The organism is Xenorhabdus hominickii (assembly GCF_002632725.1).
In the GTDB taxonomy this organism is placed as follows: domain Bacteria; phylum Pseudomonadota; class Gammaproteobacteria; order Enterobacterales; family Enterobacteriaceae; genus Xenorhabdus; species Xenorhabdus hominickii.
Map to the genome: position 1 here is coordinate 149,419 of NZ_NJAI01000008.1, position 15,281 is coordinate 164,699.

General features: G+C 50.2%; 21 protein-coding genes and 1 pseudogene. 1 reads left to right on the forward strand and 21 read right to left on the reverse strand.

Features of this window, described 5'->3' with window-relative positions; translation table 11 throughout:
• Positions 1-113: 113 nt before the first annotated feature.
• The 9 genes from Xhom_RS49915 to Xhom_RS49955 are packed head-to-tail and all read right to left on the reverse strand — an operon-like array spanning position 114 to position 5,454.
• Entirely contained in the window at positions 114-461 is a 348-nt protein-coding gene (locus Xhom_RS49915; RefSeq protein WP_069318288.1) for a phage tail protein, read from the reverse strand.
• Positions 458-919 (reverse strand): phage tail protein, encoded by a 462-nt coding sequence (locus tag Xhom_RS49920; RefSeq protein WP_069318287.1) that lies wholly within the window; start codon positions 917-919, stop codon positions 458-460. Before Xhom_RS49920 ends, Xhom_RS49915 begins: the two co-directional genes overlap by 4 nt.
• 19 nt (positions 920-938) lie before the next feature.
• The gene (locus Xhom_RS49925; protein WP_069318286.1) at positions 939-1,343 is read right to left on the reverse strand and encodes an HK97-gp10 family putative phage morphogenesis protein; all 405 of its coding nucleotides are present in this window, start codon (positions 1,341-1,343) and stop codon (positions 939-941) included.
• A complete protein-coding gene (locus tag Xhom_RS49930) occupies positions 1,336-1,728 on the reverse strand; it encodes a hypothetical protein (protein WP_069318285.1) in 393 nt (130 codons plus the stop codon). The genes Xhom_RS49925 and Xhom_RS49930 overlap by 8 nt, the downstream gene beginning before the upstream one ends.
• Complete coding sequence (locus Xhom_RS49935) at positions 1,721-2,128, reverse strand: phage head closure protein (protein ID WP_232326199.1); 408 nt, start codon at positions 2,126-2,128, stop codon at positions 1,721-1,723. The genes Xhom_RS49930 and Xhom_RS49935 overlap by 8 nt, the downstream gene beginning before the upstream one ends.
• Positions 2,052-2,354: a head-tail connector protein gene (locus tag Xhom_RS49940; RefSeq protein ID WP_069318283.1), complete on the reverse strand. Its 303-nt coding sequence runs from the start codon at positions 2,352-2,354 to the stop codon at positions 2,052-2,054. Before Xhom_RS49940 ends, Xhom_RS49935 begins: the two co-directional genes overlap by 77 nt.
• Positions 2,355-2,369: 15 nt before the next feature.
• Positions 2,370-3,581 carry a phage major capsid protein gene (locus Xhom_RS49945; RefSeq protein ID WP_069318282.1) on the reverse strand — a complete coding sequence of 404 codons (1,212 nt, stop codon included), beginning with the start codon at positions 3,579-3,581 and terminating at the stop codon, positions 2,370-2,372.
• Between the two features lie 12 nt (positions 3,582-3,593).
• Entirely contained in the window at positions 3,594-4,244 is a 651-nt protein-coding gene (locus Xhom_RS49950; protein WP_069318592.1) for an HK97 family phage prohead protease, read from the reverse strand.
• On the reverse strand, positions 4,222-5,454 hold the full coding sequence (locus tag Xhom_RS49955) for a phage portal protein (protein ID WP_069318281.1): 1,233 nt from the start codon (positions 5,452-5,454) through the stop codon (positions 4,222-4,224). The genes Xhom_RS49950 and Xhom_RS49955 overlap by 23 nt, the downstream gene beginning before the upstream one ends.
• On the opposite strand from Xhom_RS49955, the gene Xhom_RS49960 reads away from it, so the two are divergent.
• Entirely contained in the window at positions 5,414-5,632 is a 219-nt protein-coding gene (locus tag Xhom_RS49960) for a hypothetical protein (protein ID WP_169928497.1), read from the forward strand. The two genes, Xhom_RS49955 and Xhom_RS49960, sit on opposite strands and share 41 nt — an antisense overlap.
• A 7-nt stretch (positions 5,633-5,639) precedes the next feature.
• Here the strand turns inward: Xhom_RS49960 and Xhom_RS49965 are convergent, their stop codons facing one another.
• The 12 genes and pseudogenes from Xhom_RS49965 to Xhom_RS50020 form a co-directional block, all read right to left on the reverse strand.
• Positions 5,640-7,370, reverse strand: coding sequence for a terminase large subunit (locus Xhom_RS49965; RefSeq protein WP_069318280.1), 1,731 nt, complete (start codon positions 7,368-7,370; stop codon positions 5,640-5,642).
• Positions 7,367-7,861: pseudogene (locus tag Xhom_RS49970) on the reverse strand (phage terminase small subunit P27 family). The gene Xhom_RS49965 and the pseudogene Xhom_RS49970 overlap by 4 nt, the downstream one beginning before the upstream one ends.
• 168 nt (positions 7,862-8,029) lie before the next feature.
• The gene (locus Xhom_RS49975) at positions 8,030-8,386 is read right to left on the reverse strand and encodes an HNH endonuclease (protein WP_069318279.1); all 357 of its coding nucleotides are present in this window, start codon (positions 8,384-8,386) and stop codon (positions 8,030-8,032) included.
• A gap of 581 nt (positions 8,387-8,967) precedes the next feature.
• A complete protein-coding gene (locus tag Xhom_RS49980; RefSeq protein WP_069318277.1) occupies positions 8,968-9,417 on the reverse strand; it encodes a lysis protein in 450 nt (149 codons plus the stop codon).
• A gap of 11 nt (positions 9,418-9,428) precedes the next feature.
• Complete coding sequence (locus Xhom_RS49985) at positions 9,429-9,848, reverse strand: lysozyme (protein ID WP_046335925.1); 420 nt, start codon at positions 9,846-9,848, stop codon at positions 9,429-9,431.
• Entirely contained in the window at positions 9,832-10,164 is a 333-nt protein-coding gene (locus Xhom_RS49990; protein WP_099139842.1) for a phage holin, lambda family, read from the reverse strand. Before Xhom_RS49990 ends, Xhom_RS49985 begins: the two co-directional genes overlap by 17 nt.
• A gap of 225 nt (positions 10,165-10,389) precedes the next feature.
• Positions 10,390-11,223 (reverse strand): DUF2829 domain-containing protein, encoded by an 834-nt coding sequence (locus Xhom_RS49995; protein WP_069318276.1) that lies wholly within the window; start codon positions 11,221-11,223, stop codon positions 10,390-10,392.
• Between the two features lie 151 nt (positions 11,224-11,374).
• Positions 11,375-12,412 (reverse strand): DNA-methyltransferase, encoded by a 1,038-nt coding sequence (locus Xhom_RS50000; RefSeq protein ID WP_069318275.1) that lies wholly within the window; start codon positions 12,410-12,412, stop codon positions 11,375-11,377.
• A gap of 99 nt (positions 12,413-12,511) precedes the next feature.
• Complete coding sequence (locus tag Xhom_RS50005) at positions 12,512-12,712, reverse strand: hypothetical protein (RefSeq protein WP_069318274.1); 201 nt, start codon at positions 12,710-12,712, stop codon at positions 12,512-12,514.
• A gap of 220 nt (positions 12,713-12,932) precedes the next feature.
• A complete protein-coding gene (locus Xhom_RS50010; RefSeq protein WP_069318273.1) occupies positions 12,933-13,322 on the reverse strand; it encodes an antiterminator Q family protein in 390 nt (129 codons plus the stop codon).
• Between the two features lie 18 nt (positions 13,323-13,340).
• Positions 13,341-14,702 (reverse strand): replicative DNA helicase, encoded by a 1,362-nt coding sequence (locus Xhom_RS50015; protein ID WP_069318272.1) that lies wholly within the window; start codon positions 14,700-14,702, stop codon positions 13,341-13,343.
• Positions 14,699-15,124 carry an ATP-binding protein gene (locus Xhom_RS50020; protein ID WP_244590803.1) on the reverse strand — a complete coding sequence of 142 codons (426 nt, stop codon included), beginning with the start codon at positions 15,122-15,124 and terminating at the stop codon, positions 14,699-14,701. Before Xhom_RS50020 ends, Xhom_RS50015 begins: the two co-directional genes overlap by 4 nt.
• Positions 15,125-15,281: the final 157 nt, after the last annotated feature.

The following is a 15,281-nucleotide window of genomic DNA, read 5'->3' on the forward strand; positions in this document are numbered from 1 at the left end:
ATAGGCTTGCCATTCGTTGAGCGTGGACGCCGGCAAGGACAGGATACGATAGGGATCGATTTCGCCGAGCTGTTCCGCTAACGTGAAGGCAAAATGCAGCCACGACGAGTCAGTTAGTTTTTTTCGGCCTCCTCCAGCGTGCCGATGGAATGGCGCTTCACGGTCTGGATGGCTTCAATTAGGATGGCGTTATCATGGACGATCATCAATTCCTCTGCGGTGGGCAGATCATCGGCGGGAATGGGTTTACCCTTATCATCCACCAGACAATCCAGTACCATCTGTATATTCAGGCGGGAAGCCCCGCGCCCGTCTCCCGCTTCACTCAGCTTTTCCGCTTTTTCTTCCAGCTCCAGCAGTTCCAGTGCCGTCATCCGACGCAGATTGATTTGCGTACCAAACAATTCCACCGCTTTAATCTGCGGACGCGGAGTCAGTAAAGCCGCTTTCAGTGCTTTCATGGGTTAACTCCTATTTTGCTGTCTGCGATACCCCAAACGAGGTTGTTTTGTTTGCCTTTGACGGTGATCTGGATCACTTCACTCGCCGGCGCGTTAATGTCATTCATTTCCCAGCCGGAAAGCGCCAGTACCATCGTGGCAGTCCGTTTATTCGGCAGGGCGATGTAAAACTGCACGGTTTCGCGCTTTTCAGCCGCGTTTAGGAAAGAGACAAAATCGTCGTTCGCCGGATCATCGATAAAGCCGAGGGATTTTTCCGGGCCTTCCGGTATATCGGAGATAAACTGCTTATTGGTATCCATCAGGGTGGTGCAGTCGACAAAGCTGCCGGTCAGCCCGGTTGCACCCAAGGCTTTACAGTTGATGAGGGGTTTCATCTGTGCCACGCTATCGCCGGGTTTGCCGAACTTAACGACCGTACCTACCGGCAGAACAGCGTATTCGGGGGACGTTGTCATGATGATGACTCCTGTCAGGTTATTTGCTATAAGACGATAAAGCGGCGCTGATTTCCCGCGCCAGCGCGGTTAAAACGGCCTGTTTGTTGTAATCCAGCGCCGGACGGATAAAGGGACTCGGCACCTGTTTGATCGTGCCCATTTCCTGTGCTAAGGCTTTCATCCGGTGAGCTTTGGTGGGGCCGACGGTAATCATCACCCCGCCCGGGTATTTCTTCGATTTCGTGGAGCGGGTTTTGATATTGTCCCGCAGATGTGGCTCTTTACTCTTGGAGTCATACCCCGCATGAGCCTGCATGTCTTCCTGCACGATTTCCATCGCCGTTTTACCGGCTTGACGCAGAACTTTAGTCTGAAGATCAACCTCCAGTTCCTGCAATTTGCGCCCTAATGCCTCGAGGCCGGACACGCTGGCACTAATCATCTGTGACCTCCGTATAGGCAATGATAAAATCACGGGTGATACGGTAACGCTTGCGATTTTCGGTCAGCTCTTCCGCCTCCTGCTGCAAAATCCCGCGTGAAATGGTTTGTACCGGATAACCACCGAGCAAGCCATGCTGGACGGATTCCCATGCTGAACGGATTTTCGCTTCCAGTCGCAGGGCCTGGGTGTAATCGTTCAGCACCATAATACTGATTTGGAAACGTGCTTCGATTAACGGTGAGGCCACCAACCCGAGAGTGAATCGGGGATCGCTGATGCGCTGATAGGTCACGCCTTCTAATACTGTCGAGGGCAACATCAGCGGATAAACCGGCAGGCCCGTTATCCGTTCTAAATCGGCTTTCAGTTCAGGTTCAATCATGGCGCACATCGGCCTCCGTGGTCATTATCGTGCGGTCGGCACGATTACGGTCAATGGTGCGTACCGTGAACCGCCGATCCTGATGTTCAATCAGCCAACCCGGCCCGATATCACGCCGGGATCTGACGGTAAATTGCTGTACCTCGATCACCTGTTGCTGCTCGGCAGTACGGAGCTTTCGGTTGGACACGGCCTCGGCTTTTGCCCAGACAGTGGCGACAGTGCTGTGGCTGAACGTTTCTGCACCCAGTTCGTCCCGATGAATAACCGGACGAAGTAACCGGATACGATGATGCAGTTCTCCTGCTTTCATCGTGATTCTCCTATAATGGAATAAAACGATAGGGTTCCAGTAAGGCCTGAAAGCCCAGCGGCAATGACTGGCCGTCCCGACTGTCATACCAGAATCCCACGGTCAACATAATCGCCAGTGCCACATCATCGGTCACGAGCAAGCCATCGGGATCATCCTCCGGTACCACGCTCTCATACAGGCGACGGTTCAGGTAGCTTTCCGCCCGTTTGATGGCAGCGCGGGAATAGGTGTTTAATAAATCATCTTCGGCGGGATTATCACTGTCGAGTCGGCACTGCTGCCTGAGCAGATCCAAAGAGGGGAATGGCATGTGAACTCCTGATAATTACGCCTTACCTTCTGCCGCTTTCAGCAATTTCACGGCGTTGCTGTCCACCAGCAGCGCACCCACCCGTTTGGTGGTATAGAAGTGAATAAACGGCTTGTGCGTGTAGGGATCGCGCAGCATACGTACCCCAAGACGATCCAAAATGGTATAGCAGCGTTTGAAGCTCCCGAACGCCATCGGCACCGTACCTGCCCCCAAATCGGCGAACTGCTCATTCTCGGCAATACCGTAACCGAGCAAGGCGGAAGGTTGCCCCACTTGCAGGCCCGGCTGCCACAGGTAGTTGCCCTGACTGTCTTTCAGGGTGCGCACCTGAAACAGCATGTTGTTGTTCATCATGAACTTTGCGCCGGTGCGATACGGTTTACGCAGTGTGTAGATCAGCTGCAGTATGTCGTCGGCGGTGATCTCGGTCGGCTTTTTCAGCAACCGATGCTGCAACGTGCCCCATTTGCGATCTTTGTCTTCCTGCGCATCACTGCCGTAGGCCAGCAAACCTTTCGGTTTGTTTTTGCCGTCACCGTGGGTAAACGCACTCTCCTCCTGCTCAGCAAACTCTTGTGTGAGTTCAGACGAAATAAAGGCGTCCACATCGAAAAAGGCATCATCCAGCATGGTCTGGGTCGCGGCTGGATTACCGTAAATCTCGCCCCATGTCGGTTCGATGGGCATCAGCTTCGGTGTTTGCGTTTCCGGTCGTTCATCGGTTTCTCCCACCCAGCCACTGTTAGCACCGCCCTGATTCACCAACCGCTTAAAGTTCGGGCTGCCTACGGACACCACGTGACACTCAGCACGCATCACCACTTCGTCTTTCAGGGCATTGATGATATTGCGATCCAGCTCTTCCGGCACGGCATAGCCACCTTCAGGATCGACCGTGGTTTGCATCGCTTTTTGTTCCAGCGCTGCCAGCCCCTCTTCCTTGCCCTTGCGGAGAAACTGAGCAAACGCCGCTTTGTGTTCACTCACTGCGGGCGTATTGCTGCCGCCTGCCGGACGTTTCAGCCCCGCCAGCTCCTCTTCCAGCGCGGTTTTCAGGGTATCCAGCTCAGACAGTTTGCCATTCAGCGTATCCACCTGCTCGGACAACTTCCCTTTCTGGGCTTCGATGGCCTCAATACGCTGATCGTTCTTCTGCCTGAATTCATCGAAACGCTGCTGAATTTCTTGCGCAACCTGTTGTACATCTTTGACTTCAATCGCCATCAAACACTCCGGTTAGTTAAAATGTAATGATTTCAGGGCCGTTAATGCCGAGGTAGTCTCAGCATCAGGCAAAGACAACGCGCCGTATCCCTCCGCCATAAAGGCCTTAGCCTGAGCGCGGGAGAGTCCAACATCGCGCAGAACCCGTTCAATACAACTGGGATTGGGGATATCACCCCGGGCCAAGGCGGATTTCACATTGCTCACCCGCGCATCCTCGTTAGCGGGAAAAGTCACCAGACTGACTTCCCATAAATCGAGATCTTTCAATAAAAAAGCCTGCTTTGTTCGGTCATACTCTCCGTCTTTCAGGGTGTAACCGATCGACAAACCAGAAAGTGATCCAGCTTTCATATGGGCATGAGCCCGTTTTGCCAGCGGATCAGCTTCGATCAACAATCGCCCTTTGAGATACAGTCCGGTCTCGTCTTCTTTCATGTCGGTATAAATCCCGATGGGTTCATCCATCCGGTGCTGCCAGAGCAACGCAGGCAGACTGCCTTTTTCACCCCATTGTTTCAGCGTATTGGCAAACGCACCGGGTAAGACAATATCATCAACGCTGTCTTTGAGGCCGAACACAGAGCCGTATCCCTCAAATTCGCCGGCATCGTTGACCGATTTGATTTTCAGCGGCATATCAAGTCGTTGTTGGGTGATCATCGGCATGATTTTCTTCCTCTTTTTTCGGCGCTGGTTCAGGTTGCGTGGTCATGTTCATCGGTGTGAGATAAATATCGCCGCCCTCACGGGGATTGAGTTCTTCCAGCTCCCGGCATTCATTCGGCGCGTAAATACCCCAGTTAATACCGGTGGCGTAGGCTTCAAAGCGGGATTTCATATCGCCACGCAGTAAAGCTCCCGTGTTAAACTTGGCATAGAACCGCCCCTGTTTAGCAGTTTTGACCAGCCCAGCATTAATACGTTGTTCAATGCGGGTGAGGTACGGCACCAGCGAGTAATTAATAAACCCGATCCCCAGATTTTCAATGTTGTTAAAGGTCGCGCGATCAGTGTTCTGCACCATATGCAACGGCACCCGGAAAATGCGGCAGATTTCCTCCAACTGAAACTTACGGGTTTCCAGAAACTGTGCATCTTCTGCCGATAAACTGATTTGATGCCATTTCAGCCCCATCTCCAGGATCATCGGCTTATGGGCGTTGACCAGCCCCTGATGACGGGCTTCAAAATCCATTTTCAGACGCTGATAGGCTTCCTCTTTCAAGGCTTGATCCGTTTGCAGGACACCGCTGGTCACGGCCCCGTTGCCAAACAATCGAGAACCGTGTTCTTCGGTGGCCAGCCCCAGCCCTATCGCTTGCCGGGCGTAAGTAATCGGGCTTAACCCGGTCAGACCATCCAGTGTAAAAATGCGCACATGCCAGAGTTCATCCTGTGTCAGCGTCCGGTTTTCACCGCTCGGGAAGGTCACCTGATAGTCCGGCTGCCAATCTTTGTTGAGTTTTGCCGTGACGCTGCCCGGATCGAGGGGCAGTAACTCCACCACTTCCCCGAGCGCCTTCACTTTGTAAGCATAGAAATTACCACGCAGGCACAGGCAGGCAATGAGCAACTCCCAGAACTCCTGCGGTGTCATATAGTGATTGGGTTTGACCGACAACAGTTGATGCAGCCGCTCTTTAATGGCACGTCGGTTGCCGCGTTCTAATTGCTCATACAGCGAACAGGGCAACATACCGACCGATTCCGCCAACACCCGCACACAACTGAACACGGCGGTGAGCTGCATGGCTAACTGCGGGCTGACCCGCCGCCCGCTGTAGGTATCATAGGACAGGCCAATCAGTTCACTTAAGTCACGGACGGTCATGGCGTCGGCGGATTTGCGAAATAAGCCGGGGAAAAACATCAGGTCTCCTTATCGGGTTTCTGACTCAATATACGTGAGACCCCATACGACCAGCCGAGGCACAGGCAGCCTGCCACCATCAATCCCGCAGCCGGCAACAGCCGCCATGCGCCGTAAGACAGCAGAGCGCAGCCTGCCAGCCCAACCAGCGGGGCAGCCATCATTAATAATTTCATAAAAAAATCTCAGAGTGAGCGAACACCGTGGGAGATCAGATGATCGGAAAGACTGGGGGCTGCGTGCAAAATCGCCCGCCCCATCGCCATCATCAGCGCCACTGCGCCATCAATTTTGCTGTCTTTCTGCTCTTTAATCGGGCGCACAATATCATCGTTGCCGCCCATCGTTTTCCCGACCACATTACCGATACACCATGACATAATCGGGTGACCGTCATGATGGAAACGCCCGGATTGAATCGCCGCTTCCAGCGCTTTCATCGGATCACTCATATGCGTGAAATTCTGAGTAATGATGATAGGGTTAATGCCCTCGTCTGCCAGTGCGTGAGATAAGCCGGTGGCCCCGAAGGGATCAATCGGTGCCTCATTAACCGGATTCAGGTGACAAGCGAGCTTGGCTTCTTCAAGAATGTAGCGGTAATCCACTTCGGCGCCTTCTGTGACAGTCAGCAGATCCATTTCCACCCATTTCTGAAAACGCTCAGCACTGCGCCGATTTTCGTTCTGTTCCACACAGTAAACCGTGTCATACGGCACCCAGAACCGTGGCGCAATACTGTAGAAATGCTGTTTGCCGTCAATCTCACGCGAAAAAAGCCGCGCCATGCTGTTCATGTCCAGCTTGCGGGCGAGGTCAAAGGCCAGAAAGCAGGGCTGACCCTCGAATTGCGCCAGTGTCAGTGAGGTGTCTTCGCACTGTTTCCAGCTCACACTATTAAAATAAGCCTCACGGGCCGATACCCAGATATTCAGGTGTTTGGTCTTGAATACGCTGGCTAAACGCGGGTTATTCAGGGCGCGTTGTTGCTGGCTCAGCAGGAAATCAGCATAGACTGAGACCCCCATATTCGGGTTGGCCTTGCGTAATACGTCCGGTGAGGTCCAGTCATCCCCCTCGTCCACGGTATAGATCACCCCGAACAGCTCTTCATTGGGCACATTGCCGGACAGCATCTCGATCACCTCGCGCCGCTTGTCATAACACGGGCCTTCAATGTTGTAACCTGCCGTGGTGATCGCCCACATCAGTGGCTGACGCCGTGCCCCCATGCCCGTCAGCATAGTGGTGTAGAGATCATCGGTATCATGCTCGTGGTACTCATCCACAATCGCACAACTGGGTGACTGCCCATCCCCGGGATTGCCGATCAGCGGCTCAAACCGGGCTCCGTCTGCCGGACGATTCATATTGGAAGCATTTACTTCAATACCAAATGCCTCAATCAGTAATGGCGTGCGATTGCACATCAAGCGGGCTGGCCGGAACACTTCCCACGCCTGTTTCTCCGTGGTCGCACCGGAATAGACTTCCGCGTCAAATTCGTCATCAAAGGTAAAGCAATAGAGTGCCACACCCGCTGAAATGGCGGATTTGCCATTTTTACGCGGAATTTCGGTATACACTTCCCGAAAACGGCGTAACCGGCTGCCTTTATGCACCCAGCCAAAGGCCGAGCAGACAATAAGCAGTTGCCACGGCTCCAGTGTGATCGGCATCCGTTTAAACGCCCATTCCCCTTTGGTGTGCGGCAGGAGCTGGATAAATTTCGCGGCACGTTCGGCCAGCGCTTTATCGAACCGATATTTGAATAGCGTGCTCTTTTCCTGATTCAGATTATCCAGATGCCGCTGACAGGCCTCTCTGACGTAGCGACTAACGTCAATTTTGCCGCGCACCACATCACGGGCATATTGGTTCGCCGCATTGATATTCAGGTAAGATTTACGGCTCACGATGCAATCATCCTCATAAACGGATTATCCGTTTTAGCCTGACCTGCCGCCCCAATCAAACGCTGACGGCTGCTCGGATCGAGTCCCAACATCGAGCCGGTCGTATCCATTTCAGCCTGTTGCTCTTTTTTAGCGGTCAGTTCCGGGTTTTTAATCGGACCGCCGGTTGCACCGGTCACGGTATTACCCTGCCGGGCGATATTCATCACGGCATTGCGCCAGAACTGGTAAGCCACACACCAGCGTTCGAGCACAGCGAGATCGGTGACACACAGTAATCCTTGTGCACATAATTCCTTACTGGTCAGCGCCCACATCACCTCGGCCAGCGACATTTCACTTTCAGCAAACTAATCCGGCGGTGAAACGCTCGTCAACGGGGTAAAAGTCGGTTCATCCCGATTCAGCCTGCGTTTGCCCGGATTGCCTGCCAGTGCCTTACGTGCCGTCGGCTTGGGGCGACGACCTGACTTGCCCGCCGTTCCGGTCATACACAGCATCTCCCGTGCTTAAAAACAGTGAAAAACGCGTGATTTAAATTTCATTTTTCGCGGGGATAAAAAAAGCCCCACGGTGGCGGTCCTTCGGAGCGAGAGGGGCAGCGATTTGAGCCGCCCTCCCCCTATAACGATGACATGAGCAATAGTTACAATCAGAAATTAATCTCTTCGTAATCGCTCGGTCGCGGTTTTCTGCCGATGGCAGGCTTCACATAATAATTGCAGGTTGCTTAACGCCTCAGTGCCACCGTGGGCTTTGGGTTGGATATGGTCAACCGTGGAGCCGGTGACCACTCGCCCCTGCCGCAAGCAGTGCTGGCACAGAGAATTATCTCGTTGTTTGACCCGCGTCTTTAGCTTATCCCATTGACTGCCATAGCCACGTTGGTGTCGGCTCTTGCTTTGCTGATGAGACTGCCAGCCCATGTGCAGGTGGTCAGTGCAGTAGCCGCTGCGGTCGGTGGTGGTCTTGGGGCAACCTGACTTGCGACAGGATCGGGGAATACGAGGTGGCATGTTCTGGTCTCCATATGGCAAAAAACCACCCGAAGGTGGTTATCATAAGGCGGTTGGTTATATAATACGAAGTCGTACCTCAATCATTACATTTGAACGCGTGACCTATAAGTAGGCTTCCCCATTAATTCGATAAATGCTGGAAATTGAGACCAAAGAAAACAAGCCAAACAGAATAATAAGACAACTACCACGCCTAATATCGCAAAACCTTTCCAGTCATTAAGTGAGTAGTTTTTTATTTTGTAATCGCTAATACCTGTTATCAATACATACAACAGCACTATCGTCATAAGAGTAACGATGGGTAAGAAAGACATGCAAAGCATCACGAATATCCCTTTGAGCATAACCCAAACTCCCTTTATTGATTAATATCATTGGATTTTCAGTCTACTTTACGTGCATATTGTTGTCAGCTGCTTTACCTCATTATGTACCGCTACCCTAACTTTAGATGCAGACTACATTAGTCACAACTGTATCCTGGTAGAGGAGGGCTTGAAATAATGCTCTCCTCATGCGTGAAATCACTGGATGTGATTGATCGCTAATACCCACGATGCCTGATTATTCACATCTCACAAACACAGTGTTCTCACATATTCCTGCAAATAGCTTAATTTTGCCCGATCGTTGATAATGCCCTCTCGGATATCAAGAACAGTTGATCCAGCTTCTCCAGTGAGTTCGACGGTGATTGCATCGACCACGCTGCTGGAGGAAGTGATTTCAGACACGGGGCAGGTGGCTTGGATGCGCAGCTTGAGACGACCAGCGGCAACATCAGCCCGAAGAGTGTCGATTTCAGTCTTGGCATTGGCGAGTTCCTGCGTGTGTTTGCTATCCAGTTCATGCAGCATGTCAATATGCATGCTCTGATAGTCGATAGTGTCAGTCAGTTGCTGGATTTCAGTTACCTGGTCGCTATTAATGCCGAGCTGTTTCTTATAGCCAGCGCGGTATAAGAAGGCAGCGGCTGAAGCAATAATCAATGCAATAACAACGCCAGAGGTGAAATTGAGCTTCATGATAAAAACATCTAGCGCTCAGATGTCCTGCGATTATCCAGCCCACGCATAACCTTGCCTGCTGCTTTATTCCATCGGGAAAACTCTGCCGCTGCGCCGGTGTAATCACTTTGATTGAGTTTCTTCAATAAAGTGGAACCCGAAAAGTTCCCGCTGCCACAATTGAAGATAAACGAGCACAAGGCATCGAACTGGCTTTGACTCAAAGGAACTTTAACCAATCTTCTTAAGGTGGTGTATATAGGTTGGAGATCATCATGTAGGAATGCTTCGGCTTGCTGCTCTGTAATCACATCCCCTTTTTTAACTCCTTTTGTATGACCATAACCAATGGTCCACGGCATACCGCCGGTTGCGGGATCAGGGTAGGCTTTTCGTTTCAGACCTTCGTACCGTTTGATACACTCAAGACCTTTATTGCTGATTTCCATCAGAAGAAGCTCCTGCTCTTTTCTTTGCCGCCTTACGCAACAATTGGCCGATAAAATCTGTTCCCAGATAACCAATCACCACACTGCCGACGTAAGCTAAGTCAGGATTCAGACCAAACAGATTTAATACATCACGAATGAACCAAGCAAACATGGCACATATAAAGGCATCGATAGACACTTTTAACCAACCTACACCGTTATAGCGACCTCGGAAAAATGCCATTATTCCTGCGAGTACAGCTCCGATGCCTTGTTCTTTTACTGATATAATCCACTCACCGAGGTATACCCAGATATCAGAGTTTTCTTTCATTTTTATACACCCCCTATTCGAGCAATGAGCATCCGTGGGGTGAAATATATTCGCCCCTGTGAGTTGTAGTAAGTAAGGCACCAGCAACAAAAAGTAGTAACGTAATTGCAGTGGCAAAAACAAAAAAACTGCGTCAAGTGAAGTGACTTCATTAAGCTGGACACTTCATAAAACACAGTCTTAACATAATCTAATCCAGTACTATGAATATATTTTTTATATCAATTATTCCTCAAAAAAATTAAATTCAAGTTCTAGTTTTTTTCCAATTGATGAGATAAATAATTCTTCTAATGCTGCTGAACCTTCTGTTCGAGGATATAATAGAGTCGCAGAATAGTATGTCTTAGCGATTCCTAAATCATATTCTTTATCTAAATATTTAATAATTAATTTTTTTGAACCAAGTTGGTCTTTGATTTTACTAGAGTTATTCATCTCATCAAGAACAAAGTCACGATTAGGTTCTGAATTCGAATGAATTACCCTGAATTGACTAATTTTATTTGGAAGCAATGTATCATTACTAATGACTTCCCATGCTCCTGTACTGTAGTCAGTAGTGGTACCATGTAGATCTCCATAACCAACATAGTGAGTTTTGTTAGAGGAAATATATTCACCAACAGTTAACCGTACTTTCAATTGATGCGCAGGCTTAACAAATGGTTTAGGTTTAATGAGCTCTTCTTTCTGTTCTACAAAATGCCAATCACACGCCATCATATCTTCCTGCGTTGGCTGCCACGGCACAAAATTACCGTGCTCATTGCGCAGATCAATATGAGTCAAATAATCGTATTTAGTCTCAACAGCAACGCCATCAACGGCATAAGCGCTATCTTTCTCTACGGCTAAATTATTTACACGTGGAGTGATAGCCAGATACATCTCATTATTCCCTTGGCAATTCACCCAAACAGAACGGGTAACGCGCTTGCGTAGTTTTAATTGAATCAAAGCCCAAGAAAAAGAGCCCGCTGGTGCAATAAAACAATCACACTGATATTGTTTTGGTTCAAAGGGGCATTCATGTTCAGGCTTAATAAATTCAGACATACTATTTCCTTATATTTATAAATAATGGGAAGTTAAATTTAATATTTAATTTCCGCCTGCTGTTAAACAGGATGAATATATTAATAAATTCTTATGTTTTAATATATCGATTCGCCTTGTGTGGTCATTTTTACAATCCACTGGACCCAATTCATTTATTTGTAAATAATTTGATTTCCTGCTCCGTTTGCTTAAACCGTTCCTCTTCCAGCTCCACACCTAATACACGACGATTGAGTTTCAACGCCGCTTTCAGTGTCGCCCCGGAACCCATAAAGAAATCGGCTACCAAATCCCCTTCCCGGCTGCTGGACTGGATAATATGCGCCATTAAATCAGCCGGTTTTTCACACAGATGTTTGCCCGGATAATACTGCACTGGCGCAAAATGCCAGACATCGGTATAAGGCACGTCTGCCGTCACCGTGAATGAACGGCGCATTAAACCGTATTCCTGCCGCAATTCGTCATACTGACGCGACAGGGTGAAATGAGAGTCCACCAGCTCAGAATACGGGGTGTTCAGTTCACCACGCGGGTGCTTTTCTTTAGCAATACGGTCAAACAGTCCCTGCAACTTTTGATAGCCCGTTTCACTGGGTAACTGCCACTGGCTGTCGCTGAACCAGTGACTGGCCATCTGCTTTCCGGTAGCTTTGTGTATGGCTTTTGCTGTGATGCCTAACGCTTTGCGAGCATCACGAAAATAATCGACCAGCGGTTTAAACACCGACTGTTTCAGTTCCCGGCATTGTTTGAAATAGCCATCGCCTTTCGGGTGATAAGGACCTTGGTAATGTTCGGCAAAAATGATACGTTCAGTGGCCGGAAAATACATGCGCAGGCTTTCTTTATTCTGCCTGCGCCACGGGCCAGACGGTTTCGCCCAGATAATATGGTTCAGCACGTTAAACCGTTCCCGCACCAGCAGTTCCGTATCCGAGGCCAGACGCGAACCACAGAACATATACAGGCTACCGTTCGGTTTCAGTACCCGCCAGAATTCAGCCAACAGTTCATCCAGCCACGCAAGGTAAGCCGTGACGTCCTCCCACTGATTATCCCAGCTACAATCTTTCACGCGAAAGTACGGCGGGTCTGTGGCAATTAAGTCAATGCAGTTATCTGGCAGGGTTTTGATAAATTTTAGGGAGTCATCGTTGACTAAGGTGACAGGGCGTAAATCCATCCGCTTTTTTCCTCTCGACGCTGACTGTTCTCAGGAAAACGACAACACGAAAAACCGGCATTCACCGGCTACACTTTCACGTTCTGGGAAATAACCCCATCAGGGAGAACGTTTGAAAAACGTGTCATCGTCCCGGCTTTCCATTAAACCCGCCAGACGAAATTGTGTTAACAATAGTTGGCAACGGGGTTCAGGCAACCCCATTAATTTAGACACTTCAGAAACAGAAAACCACGTATGCAAAGGCACGGCATCTAAAACACAGGCGGCTGTTATTGTCATATCTTCATGTTTTAGCATGATAAATTTAACCTCATGGTCAGTTTTTATGCTTGAACACACATGTAACTCTGACCCATCACAACAGCAAGTCTTATGTTTTATTTCAGGCGTAAAAAAACCTTGCGCGGGGCAAGGTTTAAGCTGCCGGGTATTAATAAGCCGGGGGACTTTGCTATCACGTTTATCACAATAGCGCCGTTTTTACGATCGTAAAGATTTATTTTTATAGGCAGTCACATCAGGGATATTGTACTAACGGGATATCTTTATCCATGTCCAGTACGATATCCAGCATCATTAACATCCCTTCAATCACGCCTTCAGCCTTTTGTAATCGCTTCCCGATGTGCGTATCCGAACAATGATGATCATGGGCGAGTTGCATAAACGTTTTACCAAAGACGTAATAATCAAAGAGCAGATCGTGCGCATCGTTACACTGCTGATTCAGTTTTGCCATGCAACTGGCGATAATCATGGCATCGTCATCACAACACTGTACGCGGGATTTCACCCGGTTCGGGATTAACCCGTTGAAACCCGCCGCAATGGAAGACCAGTAAACCCCGTCACAATTATCCGCCACCCATGCGCCCCAACGTTCCATGACTAGCTGAATATCACGCATTCACGCACTCCCCTGTGATTAAAGCGCCCTGTTGGCATAATGGCGTTGTTTTTGTTGGGCTTGTTGCGACCTGCGGCAAATTTCGGCTGCCGATATCTGATCGGTCGGCAGGTAATGACCGTGCCTGAATGCCTGATAAACTGTGCCGGTTTGCCCGTGACGATTCTTCTCCAGAATAATTTCCGCGTACTGACTGGCGGAACTGAGTGGGTTATACACCCCATCTCGATACGTAAAAATGATGCGATCCGCATCCTGCTCCAGTGAGCCGGAATCACGCAAGTCAGCCGCTATCGGGCGACGTTGATTCAAAGGGCGCTTATCCACTTCCCTTGAGAGCTGGCTCAAAGCCGTGACCGGGGTATGCAGCCGTTTCGCCAAGCCTTTCAGTGCCTTCGATATTTCTGCCACAGCTAAATCATGGCGGTCAGCCCGGGGTTTTCGAATCAACCCAAGGTAGTCGACGAAAATCCCCTTTAAGTTCGGGTGGCGACGCTGATGAGTTTCACTGATAGCGCAAATTTGTTCGATACTCAGGTCGCTGGCATCCAGCACATGAATATCCCGGTCGATAAGTGAACCCAGTACATTACCAATCCGCCCCCAGTCCTCATCATACAGTTCACAGTTTCGGAGTTTAGACACCGGCATCGCCGCCGAACTCGCCACCATGCGCTCGGCAATTTGTTGCGCTGCCATTTCCATGGAAAACAACAACGCCCCGCCACCATTGCGGGTCATGCCGTCAATCATACACAGGGCCAGTTCCGTTTTTCCCATGCCCGGGCGTCCGCCCAGTAAAATCAGGTCAGTCGGGTTAAATCCGCCGGTCAGTTCGTCCAGCGGCTCAATACCCGTTAGGATCATGCCGGTCTTGCCCTGATTGCGCGCCTCCAGTGTTTCAACGTACCTGTCCAGTAAGGTACCGATGACCACAGGCTGTAAGCTACTCTCGCTCTGGGATATCCCATTAAACCGGGAGGCAAATGCCTCAATCAGTGCTTCCGCTTGGGTGTGATTGCCACAGGCCTGGATCTCTTGCTGGTAGCGGTTAATCAGCTCAGTGACCTGACGTACCCGCCAGTAACGCATGACTTTTTCCGCATAGCCTTTTAAATTGGCCCGCCAGACCGGCGTTTTGGCTAATTCCAGCAAGTTAGCCAGAATACCGCGTTCTTCGCCCATCGCATCCGCAATGAAAAAGGGATCGATAATCGCACTGCTCAGGGCCTGCTTTTTGATTTCGCCGTACACCCGGCGCAGATGAACGGAGCTGAACGCCTCATCCGGTAACACCGCTAATACGTTGTAGGCATCCGGTGTCGCCCCGCCGGATAACAAGCCACTGATGACGGCCATTTCCAAATCATAGACATTCATGCGATTTCCCTCCGGTAGCTTTCCCAGTCAAAGGCCAGTACCGTGCCGCCCTGAAGCACTCGGTCCAGCGTCCGGTCACCCAAAAACTGCGCCAGCTCAGTCACGGGCAAATTACTGATCAGAATGGTGGGCAGCAGATCTTCATAGCGATTATTCAGCACCTCAAACAGAATATGGCGTTCAGACTCCGTGCCGTACTGCACGCCGATTTCGTCAATCACCAGCAAATCCAGCTCGCTGTAAAATTTCAGGGTATCAAATTCACTCATCTCCCCTTCGCTGTTCCATGAGCGACGAAACGCCCGGATGATGCGTGACGCAGTGGTGATAAAAACCGCTTCATCCCCGCCTGCGACAATTTCACGGCAGAGGGCGACGGCAAGGTGAGTTTTGCCTGTGCCCTGACGCCCGCACAGGATCATGCCTTCCCCAGCCCGCTTGCGTTCCGCCCACGTCTGGACGTAGCCCTGACAGGTTTTCAGATTGGTTTCTGCCCTGCGATTCTGTGGCTGGTAGGTGGCAAAGCTGGCCTGCGCAAAGCGGGGGACGATGTTCAATATTCCCGGTTCCGTTGTTTCC

Coding starts and splice junctions, on each gene's coding strand:
- Xhom_RS49915 (WP_069318288.1), bottom strand. CDS start 461: ATGAAAGCACTGAAAGCGGCTTTACTGACTCCGCGTCCGCAGATTAAA.
- Xhom_RS49920 (WP_069318287.1), bottom strand. CDS start 919: ATGACAACGTCCCCCGAATACGCTGTTCTGCCGGTAGGTACGGTCGTT.
- Xhom_RS49925 (WP_069318286.1), bottom strand. CDS start 1,343: ATGATTAGTGCCAGCGTGTCCGGCCTCGAGGCATTAGGGCGCAAATTG.
- Xhom_RS49930 (WP_069318285.1), bottom strand. CDS start 1,728: ATGATTGAACCTGAACTGAAAGCCGATTTAGAACGGATAACGGGCCTG.
- Xhom_RS49935 (WP_232326199.1), bottom strand. CDS start 2,128: ATGACAGTCGGGACGGCCAGTCATTGCCGCTGGGCTTTCAGGCCTTAC.
- Xhom_RS49940 (WP_069318283.1), bottom strand. CDS start 2,354: ATGCCATTCCCCTCTTTGGATCTGCTCAGGCAGCAGTGCCGACTCGAC.
- Xhom_RS49945 (WP_069318282.1), bottom strand. CDS start 3,581: ATGGCGATTGAAGTCAAAGATGTACAACAGGTTGCGCAAGAAATTCAG.
- Xhom_RS49950 (WP_069318592.1), bottom strand. CDS start 4,244: ATGATCACCCAACAACGACTTGATATGCCGCTGAAAATCAAATCGGTC.
- Xhom_RS49960 (WP_169928497.1), top strand. CDS start 5,414: ATGGCGTCGGCGGATTTGCGAAATAAGCCGGGGAAAAACATCAGGTCT.
- Xhom_RS49955 (WP_069318281.1), bottom strand. CDS start 5,454: ATGTTTTTCCCCGGCTTATTTCGCAAATCCGCCGACGCCATGACCGTC.
- Xhom_RS49975 (WP_069318279.1), bottom strand. CDS start 8,386: ATGCCACCTCGTATTCCCCGATCCTGTCGCAAGTCAGGTTGCCCCAAG.
- Xhom_RS49980 (WP_069318277.1), bottom strand. CDS start 9,417: ATGAAGCTCAATTTCACCTCTGGCGTTGTTATTGCATTGATTATTGCT.
- Xhom_RS49985 (WP_046335925.1), bottom strand. CDS start 9,848: ATGGAAATCAGCAATAAAGGTCTTGAGTGTATCAAACGGTACGAAGGT.
- Xhom_RS49990 (WP_099139842.1), bottom strand. CDS start 10,164: ATGAAAGAAAACTCTGATATCTGGGTATACCTCGGTGAGTGGATTATA.
- Xhom_RS49995 (WP_069318276.1), bottom strand. CDS start 11,223: ATGTCTGAATTTATTAAGCCTGAACATGAATGCCCCTTTGAACCAAAA.
- Xhom_RS50000 (WP_069318275.1), bottom strand. CDS start 12,412: ATGGATTTACGCCCTGTCACCTTAGTCAACGATGACTCCCTAAAATTT.
- Xhom_RS50005 (WP_069318274.1), bottom strand. CDS start 12,712: ATGCTAAAACATGAAGATATGACAATAACAGCCGCCTGTGTTTTAGAT.
- Xhom_RS50010 (WP_069318273.1), bottom strand. CDS start 13,322: ATGCGTGATATTCAGCTAGTCATGGAACGTTGGGGCGCATGGGTGGCG.
- Xhom_RS50015 (WP_069318272.1), bottom strand. CDS start 14,702: ATGAATGTCTATGATTTGGAAATGGCCGTCATCAGTGGCTTGTTATCC.
- Xhom_RS50020 (WP_244590803.1), bottom strand. CDS start 15,124: ATGATCCTGTGCGGGCGTCAGGGCACAGGCAAAACTCACCTTGCCGTC.